Source organism: Paenibacillus allorhizosphaerae (genome assembly GCF_042659105.1).
Lineage (GTDB): Bacteria > Bacillota > Bacilli > Paenibacillales > NBRC-103111 > Paenibacillus_G > Paenibacillus_G allorhizosphaerae.
Genome location: NZ_JBHSRV010000026.1, coordinates 1 through 18321, shown reverse-complemented (window position 1 = coordinate 18321; position 18321 = coordinate 1). Strand labels below are relative to the sequence as shown.

Annotated in this window: 14 protein-coding genes and 1 rRNA gene; 2 read left to right on the top strand and 13 right to left on the bottom strand. The window is 52.2% G+C overall.

Annotation, left to right across the window (positions count from 1 at the left end; all coding sequences use genetic code 11):
- Nucleotides 1-40: 40 nt before the first annotated feature.
- From ACFQI7_RS35450 to alaS, 11 genes are all read right to left on the bottom strand, one after another.
- Entirely contained in the window at nucleotides 41-859 is an 819-nt protein-coding gene (locus ACFQI7_RS35450; RefSeq protein WP_218102020.1) for a carbohydrate ABC transporter permease, read from the bottom strand.
- A gap of 14 nt (nucleotides 860-873) precedes the next feature.
- Nucleotides 874-1758 (bottom strand): carbohydrate ABC transporter permease, encoded by an 885-nt coding sequence (locus ACFQI7_RS35445; protein ID WP_218101999.1) that lies wholly within the window; start codon nucleotides 1756-1758, stop codon nucleotides 874-876.
- Nucleotides 1759-1902: 144 nt separating this feature from the next.
- The gene (locus ACFQI7_RS35440; protein ID WP_218102000.1) at nucleotides 1903-3231 is read right to left on the bottom strand and encodes an ABC transporter substrate-binding protein; all 1329 of its coding nucleotides are present in this window, start codon (nucleotides 3229-3231) and stop codon (nucleotides 1903-1905) included.
- Nucleotides 3232-3479: 248 nt separating this feature from the next.
- Complete coding sequence (locus ACFQI7_RS35435; protein WP_218102001.1) at nucleotides 3480-4766, bottom strand: peptidase U32 family protein; 1287 nt, start codon at nucleotides 4764-4766, stop codon at nucleotides 3480-3482.
- A 31-nt stretch (nucleotides 4767-4797) separates the two neighbouring features.
- A complete protein-coding gene (locus tag ACFQI7_RS35430) occupies nucleotides 4798-5736 on the bottom strand; it encodes a peptidase U32 family protein (RefSeq protein WP_218102002.1) in 939 nt (312 codons plus the stop codon).
- Nucleotides 5737-5783: 47 nt separating this feature from the next.
- Entirely contained in the window at nucleotides 5784-6851 is a 1068-nt protein-coding gene (gene mltG, locus ACFQI7_RS35425; protein ID WP_218102003.1) for an endolytic transglycosylase MltG, read from the bottom strand.
- 116 nt (nucleotides 6852-6967) lie between these two features.
- Entirely contained in the window at nucleotides 6968-7276 is a 309-nt protein-coding gene (locus ACFQI7_RS35420; RefSeq protein WP_218102004.1) for a DUF1292 domain-containing protein, read from the bottom strand.
- 239 nt (nucleotides 7277-7515) lie between these two features.
- The gene (locus ACFQI7_RS35415; RefSeq protein WP_218102005.1) at nucleotides 7516-7854 is read right to left on the bottom strand and encodes a DUF1292 domain-containing protein; all 339 of its coding nucleotides are present in this window, start codon (nucleotides 7852-7854) and stop codon (nucleotides 7516-7518) included.
- Nucleotides 7851-8264 carry a Holliday junction resolvase RuvX gene (gene ruvX / locus ACFQI7_RS35410; RefSeq protein WP_218102006.1) on the bottom strand — a complete coding sequence of 138 codons (414 nt, stop codon included), beginning with the start codon at nucleotides 8262-8264 and terminating at the stop codon, nucleotides 7851-7853. Before ruvX ends, ACFQI7_RS35415 begins: the two co-directional genes overlap by 4 nt.
- 112 nt (nucleotides 8265-8376) lie before the next feature.
- Nucleotides 8377-8637 carry an IreB family regulatory phosphoprotein gene (locus ACFQI7_RS35405; RefSeq protein ID WP_218102007.1) on the bottom strand — a complete coding sequence of 87 codons (261 nt, stop codon included), beginning with the start codon at nucleotides 8635-8637 and terminating at the stop codon, nucleotides 8377-8379.
- A gap of 212 nt (nucleotides 8638-8849) precedes the next feature.
- Nucleotides 8850-11465 carry an alanine--tRNA ligase gene (alaS, locus tag ACFQI7_RS35400; RefSeq protein ID WP_218102008.1) on the bottom strand — a complete coding sequence of 872 codons (2616 nt, stop codon included), beginning with the start codon at nucleotides 11463-11465 and terminating at the stop codon, nucleotides 8850-8852.
- Between the two features lie 921 nt (nucleotides 11466-12386).
- Between alaS and ACFQI7_RS35395 the strand changes: the two genes are divergently transcribed.
- Both ACFQI7_RS35395 and ACFQI7_RS35390 read left to right on the top strand, forming a co-directional pair.
- On the top strand, nucleotides 12387-13709 hold the full coding sequence (locus ACFQI7_RS35395) for an ABC transporter substrate-binding protein (protein ID WP_218102009.1): 1323 nt from the start codon (nucleotides 12387-12389) through the stop codon (nucleotides 13707-13709).
- A gap of 249 nt (nucleotides 13710-13958) precedes the next feature.
- The gene (locus ACFQI7_RS35390; protein WP_218102010.1) at nucleotides 13959-16808 is read left to right on the top strand and encodes a stalk domain-containing protein; all 2850 of its coding nucleotides are present in this window, start codon (nucleotides 13959-13961) and stop codon (nucleotides 16806-16808) included.
- Nucleotides 16809-17088: 280 nt separating this feature from the next.
- Here the strand turns inward: ACFQI7_RS35390 and ACFQI7_RS35385 are convergent, their stop codons facing one another.
- Complete coding sequence (locus ACFQI7_RS35385) at nucleotides 17089-17964, bottom strand: AraC family transcriptional regulator (RefSeq protein ID WP_218102011.1); 876 nt, start codon at nucleotides 17962-17964, stop codon at nucleotides 17089-17091.
- Nucleotides 17965-18195: 231 nt separating this feature from the next.
- Nucleotides 18196-18312: ribosomal RNA gene (gene rrf, locus ACFQI7_RS35380) — 5S ribosomal RNA — on the bottom strand.
- Nucleotides 18313-18321: the final 9 nt, after the last annotated feature.

Below are 18321 nucleotides of genomic sequence, written 5' to 3'. Positions count from 1 at the left end.
CGTCAACCCCTTGATCTGTCGATCGATCGTATGCCGCGGATTACCCCTTCACTGCGCCGGCAGCCAGTCCGCTGACGATATACCGCTGAGCCAGCAGCGCAATGATGAGCACCGGAAGCGTGATCATGCATGCCGCCGCCATCAAAGCGCCCCAGTTGATTTCGGAATAGGACATGAAGTTGAATACGGCGATCGGAAGCGTCTTGGTTTTATCCCCCGCCAGTATAATGGAAAACATGAAGTTGTTCCACGAAAAAATAAACGAAAGCAGCGAGGACGTAATGACGCCCGGGCCGGAAATCGGCAAAATGATTCGCCGGAACACCTGATTGCGCGTGCAGCCGTCGATTAGCCCCGCTTCCTCAATCTCATGCGGAAGCCCTTCGAAGAAGGAGATCATGACCCAGATAATGAACGGCAGCCCGACGAGCATATGGCTTAAAATGAGCGCCGTATACGTATCCACCAGACCGAGGCCCGAGAAAATGATGAACCACGGAATCAGGAACGTAATCCCCGGGATAATGCGGGCGACCAAAATGATAAGCCCCAACCCTTGAAGCCGGTATCTCGCGATCGCATAGGCGGCCGGGAGGCCCAGAATCAACGAACCGACGGTTGAGCCTACGGCGACAATGAAGCTGTTCCAAATGAATTTGAGAAACTGGTATTCCCCGAATACTTTCGAGTAGTTTTTCCCCGTCGGCGTGAAAAAGAAAAACTGGCTGGTGGACATGATTTGCGCTTGCGTCTTGAAGGAGGCGAGCAGCATCCATATGAACGGGAACGAGAAACTCAGGATGACGATGAACGTCAGAATGCCCAGGACGATCTCCTTGACCCGCCGTTCTTTTTTCATACTTTTCGTCGCGCTCATGATGAAGACACCTCCAGACGTTTACGAATCCATATCAATGCGAGCGTCAGACCGAGCACCAAAGCGAAGAAGATCACGAGCAGCGATGACGCCATCCCCAGCTTGAAGTATTGGAAGCCGAGCACGTAACCGTACAAGTTCAACGTCTCCGAGGCCAGGTTCGGCCCGCCTTGGGTGGTCGAGTAAATGATATCGAACGTTTTCAGCACATCGATCAGCCGCAGCATAACGGCGACGATAATCGTCGGGCGAAGAAGCGGCAGCGTAATGTAACTGAATTTTTGCCATGCGGTCGCTCCGTCCACATCCGCGGCTTCGTACGGTTCCGACGGCAAGGTGGATAAGCCCGCCATGACGATCAGCGCGATCATCGGCGTCCATTCCCAAATGTCGATAATGACGAGCGACGGAATGACCTGCGACGGGGAGGCGAGCCATAGCATCGGCGGCAGTCCCAGCGCTTTCAGCAATTGATTGGCTACGCCGATCGACGGCTCATAAATGAGCAGCCATACAAGACCCATCGCAACCGGTGTAGCGACCATCGGCAGCAGGAACAGTGTCTTCACGATGTTTTTGCCGCGGAATTCGCGGTACAGCAAAAGCGCGATGGCCACGCCGAGGATCGTTTGCATGATGATCGCAGCGAATGTAAAGTAGAACGTTGAAGTGACCGCATGCCAGAAACGGCCATCCTTGAATAAATCGATATAGTTGGACAAGCCGACCCATTTCGGCGGCGTGGTCGCCGACATGCTCCACTCATAGAAGCTGATTCTCAAGGTGTACAAAATAGGGAATACCATCATGAGCAAAACAAAGAGGAGGGCCGGCAGGGTGTAGATCCATTTGATGTTACGGTCGAACCAATTGGTTGGCATCGTCATACCCCTCTCCTTCATTCTTGATTTAGCCGTTCATCCCGGATGAACAAAACAAAAGAGAGGGCCTCCCGTTAGGTCGGCTTCTGTAGCTGCCAGGAAAGCACTCTCTCGCATCGTATTGCTTTCATTGCTATTGGTTCATCACTTCGTTTTATCTTTGTCAATAATCGCCTGCAGCTCTTTATTCGCCTGCTCTGCAGCAGCCTTAATATCTTCGCCGCTAATCGCTTTGAGCACGATCGCTCCAACGGCATCGCGGGCTTCCCCTACGCTGATGACGGTCGGACGGTCATGGTCCACGCCGCCTTTGGACGATTCCTTAATGACCGGAACGAGCTCGGCAGGGAATCCGGTTGTGCCTTCCGGCTTATCCCATACGGACATCCGCGCGCCAGGGTTGCCTTTTTGCTGCGTCTGGAGAACGACTTCTTTGCTTGTCGCCCACTTGATGAATTCCCATGCCGCATCCTTGTTCGCCGACTTGGAGTTCATCGCCAGACCCCAGGATGTAATATTGTAAGGCTTGGAGCCCGCCGCTCCGCCCGGAAATACCGCGAAGCCCACTTTATCGGCGACAACCGATTTTTCCTTGTCGGTCGCGTTGTTGTAGATCGAGTTCGCATCGGTATAAAAAGCGACTTTCCCTTGCGCGAATATGCCGATCGCTTGCGGCCACGACATGTTCATGACGCCCGGAGGGCCGTAATCTTTAAGCAAGGTGGCGTACGTTCCGAAAGCTTTGAGCGCCTCCGGCGTATTGACCGTTGCTTTGTCGTCCTTCATGAAGTCCGCGCCTTCCGAGTACAGGAAGGAGGATACTTGCGTTACGAGCGGCGAGCGCTGGCCGCGGGCGACAAAGCCGTACATTTCATTTTTCGGGTCATGCAGCTTTTTGACCGCGGCTACGAGCTCGTCAAGCGTCTTCGGCACCGCGATGCCCGCTTTTTGCAGCAAATCTTTGCGGTAATAAAGGATTTCCTGCTCGGTAATGACCGGTATGCCCGTCAGCTTCTTGTCTACCGTCGTCGAGCCTACGGCCGATTTGGAGAAATCGTTGAAGTCGTAATTGGCATCTTTCCCGACATACTCGTCAAGCGGCTGTACCCATCCGTTCTTGTAGAACAGCTTGCCTTCCTGCAATGGACGATACATGAACACGTCCGGCGTTGTCGCCCCCGTCGTGAATTGGACGGTCAGCTTTTGCGTCAGCTGATCCTCGAAGAAGCTTTGCAGCTCCACCTTCATCCCCGTTTGTTCCTCAAACTTCGGTATGAGCGGCTTGATTGCCTCGCCCCACGGATGGTTTGCCGTGACGAGCGTCAGCTTCTTGCCTTGGAACGGCTTCGCCGCGGCTTGCCCTTGCCCGCCTTCCGCAGGTTTCTGCGCGCCGCCTCCGCATCCGGCCAGCAATCCTGCCGTTAAGACAGATGCCATACTTACGCTCATGATCCGTTTCCATGTATTATTCATTTCGTGGACCTCCCTGGAATGCTGCATATTGCCCTCGATGTTATGATTGGATTCGATCACCGCTATTGGGCCTACGCTTAGATTATCCCAGATCGCGATTTCTATAAATAACGCAAATTCAATATCGATAACGGGCCGTTAAGCAAAAAAGACGTTCTGCCCGAAAAGCGGATGCGGCCATCCACTGTGTCGGACAAAACGTCTTGGTAAGGAGCTTTATCTGGTGTCAAATATCGTTATTGTTAAGGTTATTTACCAATCTTTTTGCGCATCATATCCATCGGGTGCACCGGATGATCCACCTGCATGCGAATGAGCTGCAGCGGATGACGAGCAGCCGTCAGTTGTTCTCCATCCTCGCTGTGCAGTTCGGAGACGGTCTGCTTGAAGAACGTACCCTTCGGCCCGAAAAACTCGACTTCCTGGCCCGGCTTGAAGTGATTGCGCTGCTGAATGAGTGCCATCTTCGTTGCCGCATCATACGATTTCACCACGCCGACGAAATCGTACGGCGCCGCCTTGTCTTCCGGCTCGAAAATATGATCTTCGTGACCCGGATGGTCAAAGAAAAACCCGGTATTCAGCGGCCGGTTCGCCGCCTTCTGGATTTCATACAACCATTCCGGCTTCATTTCGTAATGCTCGGGGTCTTCGAAATAAGCGTCGATGGCCTGACGGTACGCATTGACGACCGTTGCTACATAATGCACGCTTTTCATCCGGCCTTCGATTTTGAAGCTGTCCACGCCCGAGCGAATGAGCTCCGGCAAATGCTCGATCATCGCAAGATCTTTCGAGCTCATGGAGAACGGATTGTCGCCTTCCTGGAACAGCGGCAGCTCTTTCATACCGATCTGCTGCTGCGACCTGTCTTCCTCGGTCGTAAATAGATCGTACTTCCAGCGGCAAGACTGCGAGCACCCGCCGCGGTTCGAATCCCGGTCGGTAAAATGATTCGACAGCACGCAGCGGCCCGAAAACGAGCTGCACATCGCGCCGTGCACGAACACTTCGATTTCAATATCGACGTTCTTCTTGATATCGACGATTTCTTCCATGCTCACCTCTCGTGCCAGCACGACGCGGTCGATGCCTTCATCTTTCCAGAATTGCACGGCGCCGCGGTTCATCGTCGACTGCTGCGTGCTGAGGTGAATCTCCAGCTTCGGAGCGACCCGTTTGCACGTTTCGATAATAATCGGATCGGCTACGATAATCGCATGCACACCTGCGTCTTGAATGCCCCGCAAGTAGTCTTCCAGGCCGGAAATATCTTCGTTATGCGCATAAATATTCGTAGCGACAAACACTTTCGCGCCGTATTTTTCCGCAAACTCGACCCCTTCCCGCATCTCTTCGAACGTGAAGTTGTCCGCATTCGACCGCAGGCCGTATTGCTGTCCGCCAATGTACACCGCATCCGCTCCGTAATGTACGGCGAACTTTAATTTTTCCAGACTGCCCGCCGGCGCCAGCAGCTCCGGCTTCTCCAGCCGCACCCGTTTGCCCAATAGTTGTTCCCGAACCAAAGTCATCTCTTTCCACCTCGCTTAAAGCCATTTTTTATTAATACACTTGCTCTTTATAAAAGAAACCATACGACAGTTCGCGTCTCGGGTCCTGCAGCTCACGGATCGCATCGAGCCATTGTTCCTGAAATTCATACCCGGCCGGATCCGCTTCGTAAGCGTCGATCGCCTGACGGTAGCTGCGGACGACCGTCTCATTGTACTCCACTGACTTCATTAGTCCGTCGATCTTCAAGCTGTCCAATCCGCCCTCCAGCAGCTCATGCAGACTGTCCAGCATGCAAATATCGTCGGAGCTCATAATATGCGTACCGTTCTGATCCTCGTACACCGGATAGCGCTCATTTTGGCGCTCCTGCTCGATCAGGAACAACCCTTCCTCCTGTCCGAGCGTCAGCTTGTCAAGCTCCTCCGGACGGCCCTGATGCTCCTTATAATTCGTCAGCAGGCTCCGCTTCGAATGGTAAATGTTCGTAATGCCGTGCACCTGCACTTGCACTTCCATTTCATCGCCGAGCTGCCGCTTGATCTCGAGCGTTTCGTCCAGATTGAGCTCCCGCGCCAGCACGATGCGTCCTGCGCCTTTGCTTGCCCAATAGCGAGCGGTTGCGTAATTAGTGGACGTCATCTCCGCGTTCCAGTGCATTGGCAATCCTGGCGCGGCCTGACGCACCGCCATCAGCACGGCGGGATCGCCGAACGCAATCGCATCGACTTGGAGCTCGCCGAGCTTTGCGATATACGCGGACAAGTCTCCAAGCATATCGTTCTCCATAATATTATTGACCGCCACGTACACTTTGGCTCCTTGCTCGTGAACCCAGGGCACGACGTCAGCGAGCTCCGGCAGCGTCACTTCGCCGGGCATCCGCAGCGCAAACCGGTGTTCACCGACAATGACCGCATTCGCTCCCGCGGCGATATAACGCCTGACTTCTTCCACTGAGCCGGCCGTAATCAACAGCTCCGTTTGCATAACCTATCACCGTCTTTATCGTTTATTGCATTGCTTGTTTGTTATCATTAAGGCTTCGTCCCGCTGCTGGCGACTTTGTTGCTGTCCTCAATGTTTTTCTTATGCTGCTCGTACGTTTCAGCGAACAAATGACCTTTGCTGCCGTCTTTTTTGGTAACGTAGAACAAATAGTTCGTTTCCGCGGGGAATATGGCGGCGCTAATCGACGCCAGACTTGGGCTGGAAATCGGTCCCGGCGGCAAGCCTTTGTTCAAATACGTGTTGTACGGGCTTTCGATCTGCAAATCTTTCTCGAAAAGACGGTCCTTCGATTTATCGAATAAATACTGCACCGTCGCGTCGATTTGCAGCGGCATGCCCTGCTTGAGACGATTGGCGATAACCCCGCTGACAAGCGCCCGTTCTTCGTCCAGCACGACTTCGCGTTCGATCAGCGATGCCAGTGTCAGCGCCTCGTGAAAGCTGAGCCCCCGCTGCTTCAGCGTCTCCTGCCAGCCTGGAGGCAGTCCCTCCAGCTTCTTGTCCAGCTCGGCGATCATTTTCTCAAGCATGTCCTGCGGCTTAACGTCCTTCTTCCACTCATACGTCTCAGCGAAAAGATACCCTTCCAGCCGCCACTTGAGCGCCGGATCGTTCGGAATGGACGCCGCCAACGATTCGCCTTTAGGCTTGAAGCTTTGCGCCTGCCGGACAAATTCGTCCGCTTCGATCCCGAACGGCTGCAGCTTTTCGGCAATTTGCCGGACCGTGTACCCTTCCGGTACGGTAAGACGCAGCATTTCTTCTTTGACCGTTTCCCCGCGATTGAGCAGCCCGATAATGCGATCGGGGGCAATCCCGGGCGACATATCGTACTCGCCGGCCTGAAAGCGTGAGCCTTCTTTCTTGAATTTCAGGTACCATGTAAAAATGCGCGCATCCCGTACGATTCCTTTGTCTTGCAGCTGCGCGGCGAGCTGCGCTGTCGTCGTGCCGGGTGGATAAGAAATCCGCTGTATCTCGGGTGCTGCCGGCATGGGCTGAAGCGCTTTGCCGACATGCAAAGCGAAGCCTGCTCCGCTGCCTATTATTAGTATGATCATTATGGCGCTGATTCGTAACACTACCCGTTTCATTGCAGTTCGTCCTTCCACTACCGGTCAGCCGCCTTGGCCTGATCCCGAAGCCTCGGCATACAAACGAAAAAGAGCGGATCATCTCCGCTCGGGCAACAATTTACCTTAACCGTAAATTATAATTGTTCGTCAGCCGGAAAAGTCAGCTCGTCGAAGAGTTCGGAGACGGTCTCCCATTCATCGTCATCTTCGATCGTTTGAAGTGTTAGGCTGCCGTCCGTTTCCTTCGTGACCCGGAAAATTTCCGGTTCATCCTCTTTGCCGGGCTTCGCTTTCTCCAGCATGGCATAACCTTGCCCTTGCAGCGTAAACTCGGAAACAATGCGGTAAACGACGGATTCCTGTTGCTCGTCATACAAAATAATATCATCTCCGAAAGCTTCCCGCAACTGCTGCGAAGGTGTGACATCCGAAATCCGGTACAACGCTATATCCTCCTTTACCTGACAACTACCCGCAAATGGATCGCTCCAGGTCTTTTTACTTTTATAAACTTGCCGCTACTTACCATCATATCATATTCGGACATGGAAGTTATAATACGGACCCCGCTTGCCGTGTAAGCCGTTATTATATTCAACGCTTGCTTCTTTTTTCCGTGTGCGGCATCCATATAAAAAACAGGCGCTTAACCGCATGAGTTAAAAGCGCCTGTTATGCCCTGTTATTTCGTTTCTTCTTCGTCGTCCGCTTCTTCCATCAGCGTGTTGAACGTTTCCTCGACAATGTTCCATTCCTCTTCATCATCGATCGTGTACAATTGAAGATCGTCTCCGTCTTCTTCGTAACGGAACGCGTACACTTCATCCGATTCCTCGTCGGCATCAACCGGAACGACCATCATGTATTTTTTGTCCGAGCCATCCACTTCAAACTTCATGATGACTTCAAATTCCTCTTCATTGCCTTCGTCGTCCGGAATAATGATGATTTCCGGCTCCTCCAGAAGCTGTTCCTGGTCGTTGGTTTGATCCTTAGACAAATCGATCACCTCTTTGATCATTTAGAATGGGCATCCATATATCCTTGCAATATAAGCGCAGCGGCCATCTTATCGATGACCTGCTTGCGTTTCTTACGGCTGACGTCCGCCTCCAGCAGCGTTCGCTGCGCCGAAGCCGTCGTTAGCCGTTCATCCCACATATGCACGGGTACTTGTAGTGTTTCATGCAAACTTTGGGCGAATGCGATGCAAATTTCACCACGCGGCCCAATCGTGTTGTTCATATTTTTGGGCAAACCGACCACGATTTCGCCGACGGAGTAAGCAGCCATGATCTCCCGCAGCCTAGCGGTGTCCCGCTCTGCGGTCGTCCGTCGAATGACTTCAAGTCCCTGAGCGGTCCAGCCGAGCTCATCGCTGACCGCGACGCCGATCGTCTTGTCCCCATAGTCCAATCCCATTAAACGCATAACCGCTCCCCCGTTGCAACTGTTACTCCGTAATCTAGAGAGAGAGACAGTTGTCAACATATCGCAACGGGTCCTCCATCAAACAAAGGAGTCCGTTATCAACATGACGTCATTATTTATTTTGCTGCAGGTATGATCGGACGAGCTCCTCGATCAGTTCATCCCGTTCCCGTTTCCGGATAATGCTTCTTGCATTGTTATGGCGCGGAATGTATGCCGGATCGCCTGAAAGCAAATAACCAACAATCTGATTAATCGGGTTATAGCCTTTTTCCTGAAGTGCGTCGTACACTGCCAAAATAACTTCTTTCGGCGACGTTTCAATCTCTTCTGCTTTGACGTTAAACTTCATTGTTTTATCCATCGAGCTCATACTACAGCACCCCCTAACCTTATTATAACTCTCTATTCGCTATTTTCCTAATAATTCCTCTTGACAGCCTGAAATTTATTGAGAAATAGCGTTCTTTATAGAGAATTGTCCGCTGTCAGACACAAATTCCGAGCCATTATTGCGTGGTTCGCACCTTAATTGCGCGCGGACGAAAAGCTTCTCTCGAAGCTTTCGCCGCTTGCCATTGCAATCTATTGTACGAGCTGTTCCACGCTTTGCAGCGCTTCTTGCAGCTTGGACGCGTCCTTGCCTCCGGCTTGCGCCATGTCCGGACGACCGCCGCCGCTGCCGCCGCAGCGTGCAGCCACTTCTTTGATCAGCTTTCCGGCGTGGTAGCCTTTGGACACCAAATCGGGCGTTACCGCAGCCACGAGATTTACTTTATCTTCCGCAGCCGCGCCGAGTACGATGATTGCCGAGCCGAGCTTATTTTTCATTTGGTCGACGATATTGCGGAGCGATTCCATGTCGCCTGCATTTACTTGCGCCGTAAGCAATGTCACGCCATTCACCGATTTGGCCTGTTCCGTCAAGGAACCGGCTTCGATGCCGCCGAGCTTCGCCTTAAGCGATTCATTTTCGCGCGATACATCCTTAAGCTGGACATATAAAGCTTCGATCCGCTTCGGTACGTCGGCAATGTTCGATTTGAGCAGACCGGCCGCTTCGCGAAGCAATTGCAGCTGTCCATCCAAATATTGATACGCATTGCGGCCGGTTACCGCTTCGATCCGGCGAATGCCGGAGCCGATGCCCGACTCGCTTACGATTTTGAATAATCCGATCTGACTCGTATTGTCTACGTGACAGCCGCCGCACAATTCCAAGCTGTAGCCGCCGACGCGCACAACGCGTACCACCTCGCCATACTTCTCACCGAACAGCGCCATAGCCCCCATAGCCTTCGCTTCTGCGATCGGCTTCAGGGAAATTTTTACCGCCGTACTCTTCCAAATTTGCGCATTGACGCGCTGTTCGATATCTTGCAGTTCTTCCGGCGTAATGCTTCCGAAATGGGAGAAGTCGAAACGAAGCCGTTCCGGCGCCACCAGCGAGCCCGCTTGGTTTACGTGGTCGCCGAGCACTTCTTTCAGCGCTTTGTGCAGCAAATGCGTAGCCGTATGGTTTTTGATGATATCCTCACGCACTTCTTGCGTGACCGTCGCTTGCACGGAATCACCTTTGCGCAGAACGCCGGCTTCCACGACGACCGTATGCACGTGCTGTCCGTGCGGCGCCTTGCTCACATCTTCCACCTTGAGCACTGAGTCGCCAGCTGTAATATAGCCGTGGTCGCTGACTTGACCGCCGCTTTCCGCATAGAATGGCGTCTGATCCAGTAGAACTTGGCACGTTTCACCCGTTCCGACCAAATCGACGAATTGGTTCTCATGCACAATCGCGATCACTTTAGCAGTAGTTACCAATTCAGTATAACCAACAAATTCGCTTTTAACCGTAAAGTCGGCGAGCGGACCGCCTTGTACCTTCATGCTTTCCGACTCTTGGCGCGCGGCGCGGGCGCGGTCCCGCTGCTCCTGCATCGACCGGTCGAAGCCGTCGCGGTCAACCGTAAGCCCCTTTTCCGCAGCGAAATCTTCCGTCAAGTCGAACGGGAAGCCGTAGGTGTCGTACAATTTAAACGCATCCGGACCGCTGATTTGGTTGCTTCCTTCTTTGCGCGCATTCTCTACAAGCTCCGCCAAAATGGCCAATCCGTCGGACAGCGTTTCATGGAAACGCTCTTCCTCTGTGCGAATCACGCGCTCGATGAATTCGCGCTTTTCCACCACTTCCGGATAGTATACGCCCATAATGTCGCCTACGATCGGCGTCAGCAAGTACAGGAACGGCTTATCCATGCCAAGCACTTTGCCGTAACGCACTGCGCGGCGCAGCAAACGGCGGATAACGTACCCGCGTCCTTCGTTGGACGGCAGCACGCCGTCGCCTACGGAGAAGGCAACCGTACGAATATGGTCGGCGATCACTTTGAGCGCGACATCGTACTCTTCATTTTGCTTATATTTCACTCCGGCCAGCTCGCACGTTTTTTGAATGATCGGCTGGAACAGATCGGTGTCGAAGTTGCTGTCAACGTCCTGCAGAATCGAAGCAAAACGCTCCAGCCCTGCGCCCGTATCGATATTTTTGTTCGGAAGCGGCGTGTAGCTGCCGTCCTTGTTGTGGTTAAACTGCGAGAATACGAGGTTCCATACTTCAAGGAACCGCTCGTTCTCTCCGCCCGGCCAGCATTCCGGATCGTTCAGGTCGCCATATGCGTCGCCGCGATCGTAGAAAATCTCGGTACACGGGCCGCACGGGCCTTCGCCGATATCCCAGAAGTTTTCCTGCAGTTTGTAAATGCGTTCCGCCGGCAGACCGATTTTTTTGTTCCACAGCTCGAACGCTTCGGTATCCTCCGGGTACACCGTTACGGATAAACGATTCGGATCGAAGCCGATCCACTGCGGGTCGGTCAAAAATTCCCACGCCCACGTGATCACTTCTTCTTTGAAGTAATCGCCGATCGAAAAGTTACCGAGCATTTCGAAAAACGTATGGTGACGGCGCGTTTTCCCTACATTTTCGATATCGTTGGTGCGGATACACTTTTGCGAGTTGGCAATCCGCGGGTTGTCCGGCACGACACGGCCGTCAAAATAAGGCTTTAGCGGCGCCATCCCGGCATTAATCCAGAGCAGCGACGGGTCGTTATGCGGAACAAGCGGTGCGCTCGGCTCGATCTTATGGCCTTTGCTTTCAAAAAACTTCAACCATTTTGCGCGAATTTCACTGGCTTTCATCGATAGCTCCTCCTATATTTGCAACTGCTGCAACGATGAATCAACGTTGTCAGTTGTCCATCTGAAATGGAATATTTGTGTAAAAAACATAAAAAATCGCCCCTGTAACAGGGACGATGTGCTCGCGGTACCACCCTGGTTATTGCGCTTTCCTTACGGAACGTAACGCAATCTCCTCAGAACGGATTGTAACGGCTCCCGCCGGCGGGTTTTTCGAACCATGCGTCCCAATCAACGCCGGCCTTCTCATCCGCGCTCAGAAATGAGCGTTCAGTCATCCTTCATTAGAAAGGCTTTCACAGCTGGACGGTGCGTACGACGTGCACACTACCGTACAAAGCCTTTTCTCTGGCTAATGGGCTATGACCTACTGTATTTCTTCAACGCTTTCCAAATATGCACTATTGAAAATAAATTATAACCTTCCTTGTGCTGTCATGTCAATATGACGGCTGCTCGCGGCCTGCTCATGTCGGCTTGCTTGCACATGGAGAATTCGTTAAATGCCATAGGCAGCTTTCTGAGCTGCTTTAGGCGATACATATCTACTGTCTCTTCTGCGTTCTCAATCGTTGAGCGCGAACTTGTAAAACAGCAAAAAAACTTAAATTTCTTCAATAAAGTTAGGTAGAATTTCAAAAAGATCATCCGTTATAGTATAAATGAAAAGCGAACTGTAAGTTTAAGGAGGGAGGCATACCCCAACATCGAGGTATATGCAATAAGGGGAGTCGAATCGGCGTTTCTTGCTGGAAGCAACGTGTTCTCGCCGTTGTTGACCGCACCTAGCTGAAATTTTGACGCCTTCATGCCGGCAAATGTGGATCGACCGCAGATGCCGTTGCCCTTGACCTTCAAAGGCATTTAAATGAAAGCGCTTTATTTCGGTATTATATTATATTAATCAGGAGGAGAGTTTGAATGAAGCCGAACAAAACGATAACAGGATTATCCATGCTCGCCATGATTACGGCGTTGGCAGGCTGCGGGGGAACCAATTCGGGAACCGGCGGCGTTAATGGCCAATCCGATGCGCCGGGCACACCGGTTGTCAATACGAGCCCTGCGACCTTGAAGGTGTATGTATCCAACAGCTCGATCACCGACGAAGATCTGAACACGCTGATTGTGGCGCCGCTCAAGAAAAAATTTCCGCAAATTAGCGTGGAGCCGATCCGGCAGGGCAAAGGAACGACGATTGCCGAGCTGGTCGCAGCCGGGCAGCCGCCGGATCTCATCTATACGAACAACATGGATATCGGCACGTACAAGATGCTGGATCTGCTTGAGGATATAACCCCGCTCATGAAGAAGCATCAGGTGAATCTGGAACGTTTCGATTCGGCTATGCTTGCCAGCGCCAAGTCAGACAAGGGCGAACTGTACGGCTTGCCCTTCTTCGCCCACTTCAGCGCGCTTTATTACAACAAGAATATATTCGACAAGTTCGGCGTCCCTTATCCAAAGGACGGCATGACATGGGAAGACGCGATTGAGGTCGCCAAAAAAGTATCACGCCTGGACAACGGCGTCGAATACCGGGGACTTGATCCCGATACGATCGCCCGCATGGCCATGCCGCTATCGCTTACCTACGTCGACTCCAAGACGAACCGGGCCGTCGTAAATACGGACGGATGGCGGACCATATTTACAACAGCCAAAGAAATTTGGAGTATTCCCCACAACAGGCCGGAAAAGCTGAACTCGTTCCAAGCCCGCAACTGGTTTATGAAAGATCAGACGATCGCGATGCTTCCGTACAACAATTTGCTCAATATCGGTCTCGAAGAGGCAACCAAGCTTGGCCTGAACTGGGATTTGGCGCAATATCCGAGCTTCAAGGAGAAGCCGAACCTGTACAACCATGTCGATTCGCAGCTTTTCCTCATTGCCAAAACGAGCAAATACAAGGATCAGGCGGCACAGTTTCTAAGCGTCATGTCCTCGGATGAGGTGCAGATGCAGAGCGCGAAGACAACGGCGCGGTTGTCCTCGCTGAAAAATCCGGAGATGAAGAAGGCGCTCGGAGCGGATATGCCGTTTCTCAAAGGTAAAAATTTGCAATCCATTTTCAAAAGCACGTCTCCTACGGCGCCGGAATTTTCGCAGTACAATTCGCTCGGCAGAGATCTGGTTTTCAAAAGCTTCGAGGAATATATGAACGGCAAAGATCTGAACACCGCCCTGAGGGAAGCCGAAGACAAAGTTAACAAACGCGTGGAAGCGAACGCAGTTAAATAGCGCCGCGGCCTGTTGAACCCGGTACAGATGCACCTGAAAGACGACAACGAGTTGCGCTGAACTGCGATGAGCATGGCGGCTGCGGGGTCTGGCGAAACTCTTCGGACGGGCCTCAAGAGGCCATTGGCTGGGACCGCCTCGACAGGAAAACGCCCGGCCCGGCCCCTCTCCGCGCATCGCCTTCCCTCTAAACATCCTGCATGCGTATAGCGGCGCATCGATCAAAACCATTCGAAAGGGGCCTCTGTCATGAAAAATGCATGGAAGAGACCATATACAGGCTACTATTTGCGCTTATGTTTGGTATTTAGTTTATTGCTCCAAATGTTCGGTTTCGTCTCCGAGGCACAGGCCGAAGAAAGCGGCGGATCGGGATCACCCTTGCCGTCCGTCAGCATTACGTTCGACGTGTATTCGAACATCTCGCAGGCGAATTTGGAAGCCGGCGGTGGATTGAGCATGTCCAATGTTAGTCTGGATTCCGCCGTTTACCGCGGCAATTCCGGGAAAAGCATTAAAATTGGCGGACGCACACAGCCATATAACCGGTTAAAAATAACGCATGCTTTTGACGGTCTCGATATGCAGGCAGGCAAGCATTACGACATTTCCGTGTGGGCAAAGGTTGGCGCGAGCAGCAGCGTGACGAACGGATATTTCTTCTTGTCCGTCGTGACATATCCTGGCACGAAGCAGCCATCGGACCCGCCATATTATTTCGACACGACTAATTATAAATTTTTGGTCGGCCAGGACGGCTGGACGAAGCTGACGCTTCCGTACTTGGCGACCGGAGACCCGGTGTATGGGATAGCCGTCGAACAGATCGGCTCCGGAAGCTGGACCCAAACGGTGCCGGTGTTCCATATTGACGACGTAGAGATCGCCGAAGTGCCGCCGCCGACCTCGAAACATATTACGTACGATGACGCTACCAGCATACAGAACGCGAATATCGGCGTTGGAGGCGGGCAAGCGCTCTGGAATTTGTCGCTGGACAATACCGTCGTACACGGCGTATATGGCGGCAAAAGCGTTCACATTGCCGGACGAACGGAATTGTATAACCGGGTCAAAATAAACGACGCTTTCACGGGGCTCGATGCGACCCCGGGCACGCAGTACAACTTGTCCCTCTATGCCAGAGTGGATTCCACCAGCCCCGTAAAGGCCGGCTACTTCCACCTTTCCGTCATCGATATTGACGGCACGCTAACCAACACGGGCTACTACAACGACAGAGCCAATTACCGGGCGCTCGTCACCGATCAGGACTGGGTGCAAATTACGCTTCCGTATACGATCGGGGTGGACCCCGTTTACGGCATCGCGATCGAGCAAATGTCGCTCCCCGGTTATACCGACGTTGTCGGCAAGCTGTACATCGACGATGTGGAAGTCGTGAAGACCGGCGTGACGACGGAAATTCCGCCTTCGCGAATCCCTCCCAAAGCGATGCAGGCCGTCGTGGACGGCAAACCGGTCGTGTACTTGAACGGCAAGCCGGAGACGAAAAACAGCATTCCATATCTGCAGTTGCCCAAAACCTTCGCCACATTGAGAGCCGATGTGTCGTGGAATGAACAGACGCTGACGGCGACGGCCGTAAAGGACGGCAGAACGAGCCAGATAACCGCCGGCGAATCCATTGCGCAGGTGAACGGCTCGAATGTCGCCCTCGCTGGATCGGCATACCTCAAGGATGGGGTACTGATGGTGCCGGCGCACTTTGTCGCCGATGCGCTGGAAGCGACGGTATCATGGAATGCGGAAGACAAGATTGTTACGATCGTATCGAAGAAGGCCAATCTCATTCAGGTGGACAAAAATACGGTTCAGCAGGAAATATGGGGCTTCGGCGCTACGGCCAACGACCCGGTCTACGACTTCATGAGCATCGATACGACGACGCAGCAATTGCTGCTTGATAAATTTTTCGGCATGGAAGACGATGAAGCCGGTCTCAATATCGTCAGACTTGAAATTAATCCGTTCACGAAAAGCGATCCCGATCCGAGAAATGCATTCCAGGCTTCGATAGAGCCTACACCGGGCGTATGGGACTTTGATACGGATATCCATCAAAGGTGGTTCGCCGATCAGGCGATCAGCCGCAACCCCACTATGCGGTTCGCCGCATCGGTTTGGAGCCCTCCGGCCTGGATGAAGGACAACGCGTCCGCGATTCGCGGAGGCCATCTGAAGCCGGAGCATTATGACGACTTTGCCGAGTATTTGCTGACCTGGGCCAAAAAATACAAGGAAGACTACGGATACGACGTCAACTGGCTCAGTATCCAGAATGAGCCCGAAGCGTTGATGGATTATGCATCGGCGATTTATACGGGACCGGAGATGAGCAGCGTGGTATCCACTGTGTATGAGGCGTTCAAGATGGATGGAATCGATGTAGGAATCGGAGCCCCTGAAGGCGGGCACCTGGGCTCGTCGTTTAAATTGTTAAATCAGATGGATTCGGCGGTCATACAAAAGCTCGATTATATCGCCACTCATTTCTATGCATGGGATACCTATGACGTTTATAACTATGATCTGCGCAAGTTTAACAAACCGTTATTTATGATGGAATACAGCATGCCTGATCCGAACGATTCTACGATTGAAGGGGGACTTGCGGTCGCCGATCAAATCAGTGCCGCATTGGAGCAGGGCTACAGCTCATACTTGTATTGGTGGTTTGTTACGAAGCCTACCGCGGCCACTTCCGGCGTTTCTCGCCAATCGCTCGTCGATCTGAAACTCGATGGCACGTATACCATCAACAAGAGGCTGTATACGATGGGGCAATTCAGCCGCTTCATCCGGCCGGGAGATCGCAACGTGAAGGCAGACAGCGGCAACAGCTACGTCACCGTGACGGCAGCCAAAAACACGGCAACGAACAAAGCGGCGCTCGTTGCGGCCAATCGTTCTTCCGAGCCTATAACCGTAACGATTAACGGGATGACCGGCACATCGGTCGCGGTATACCGAACGAGTGGCACGGAAAATATAGCATCGATCGGAAACTATACGACGGGCGGCGGCAGCTTTGAGTACACGCTTGCACCGAAAAGCGTAACGACTTTCGTCGAATAGCTTTATGCTGGGATCGGTGTATATTCATTCGAGTAAATGGGGCGGCTAGTCCCGCCTTCTCATGCCACCGTACATGCTGTCGCAAACAGCGGTCCCAAGTAGCCAGTCCCGATTCCGGACTTTCATTGTAGAGATGATGCTCATGCTGCGCGTACTTCAAACAGAGGCTGCCAATTATACGGCAGCCTCTTTCACGTGGCTATACTCATATTCGTTTCAACGGAGAGGACTATACCGAATGCCCGCCTGCTTGGACAGACATGGCTTGATTCCTCCATAGTTAACCCTGATGGACATACCGCTTGCGAAAATCCATTGGCGTAAATCCGCTCTTCTCTTTAAATACTTTGTCAAAATAATTAATGTTGCAAAACCCGCAGAGCTCGGCAATTTCCGTGATGGACCTTTCCTCATCGAGCAATAGCCGCTTAGCGTGATCGATACGCAGTTGGATCAAGTATTGTACCGGAGGCATGCCGAAAACTTTTTTAAACAGGCTGGAAAAATAGTAAAGGCTCATATTGACCTTCTCGCAAACCGTTTCCATATACACTTTATCGGCAAGATGTTCCTCCATGTAATCGATGGCTGGCTTCAGCCGCATGTATTGGTTGGCGTAATGGCGCGGAGGGCCGCTGTTCAAGTCTTTCTCATATAGACGCAGCATGGGGACAATGATTCTATACACGCTGGAGAGAATGCTGTATTCATGCCCCACTTCCGCTTCGGTGTACTCCTGGTATGCGGTGTCCATCTCGAAATTCAGTCCCGGCCACAGTGGATGGGTCTTTACATACCTGTTTGCAACTTTATCCGACCTGAGGAAAAGGGACAGCAGGTGCCTCATTTCCAAATTTTCCTGAGAAAACAACAGCGTCTTGTCGAACACCATCCCTTGAATGACGCAGTTAGCTCCAGGGAAAGAGGTGACGGAATGAATCTGACAGCTGTTAATAAAATAAATTTCGCCCGTTTCGGCGTCAAAGCTATGTTGATCGATCTGAAGCCTTGCCGGTCCTTGTACAATTTTAATTAATTCCAAGTGCTCGTGCCAATGTGAATTGACCAGAAAATGCCTGTCCCGCTGTATGCTCATTTTGAAAGGAAAGCGTTTACCTTCGAATGTTTCTATTTTCTTGTTTGCCGCAGTAAACATCGGCTTGCCCTCCTTTCCCCCCACGATACAATACAGCTATACCTGCTTATTATATCACGAAAAAGCCGGTTGTACGCTCGGTCACAGCTAAATGTTCTAGTCTCACTGGACACGCCTTAACTTTTTGAGATCTGTGGCGCAGAAATACTTCCCCGAACCCTGGATCCCTCAATAGTTTTATACTTTCTTCTCTTCATAAAAAAAATCCCCAATTCATGGGGATTTTCTGCTGCTTGGCGACGTTCTACTCTCCCAGGACCCTGCGGTCCAAGTACCATCGACGCTGGAAGGCTTAACGTTCGTGTTCGGGATGGGTACGCGTGGTTCCCTTCCGCCATCATCACCAAACGGTTGATG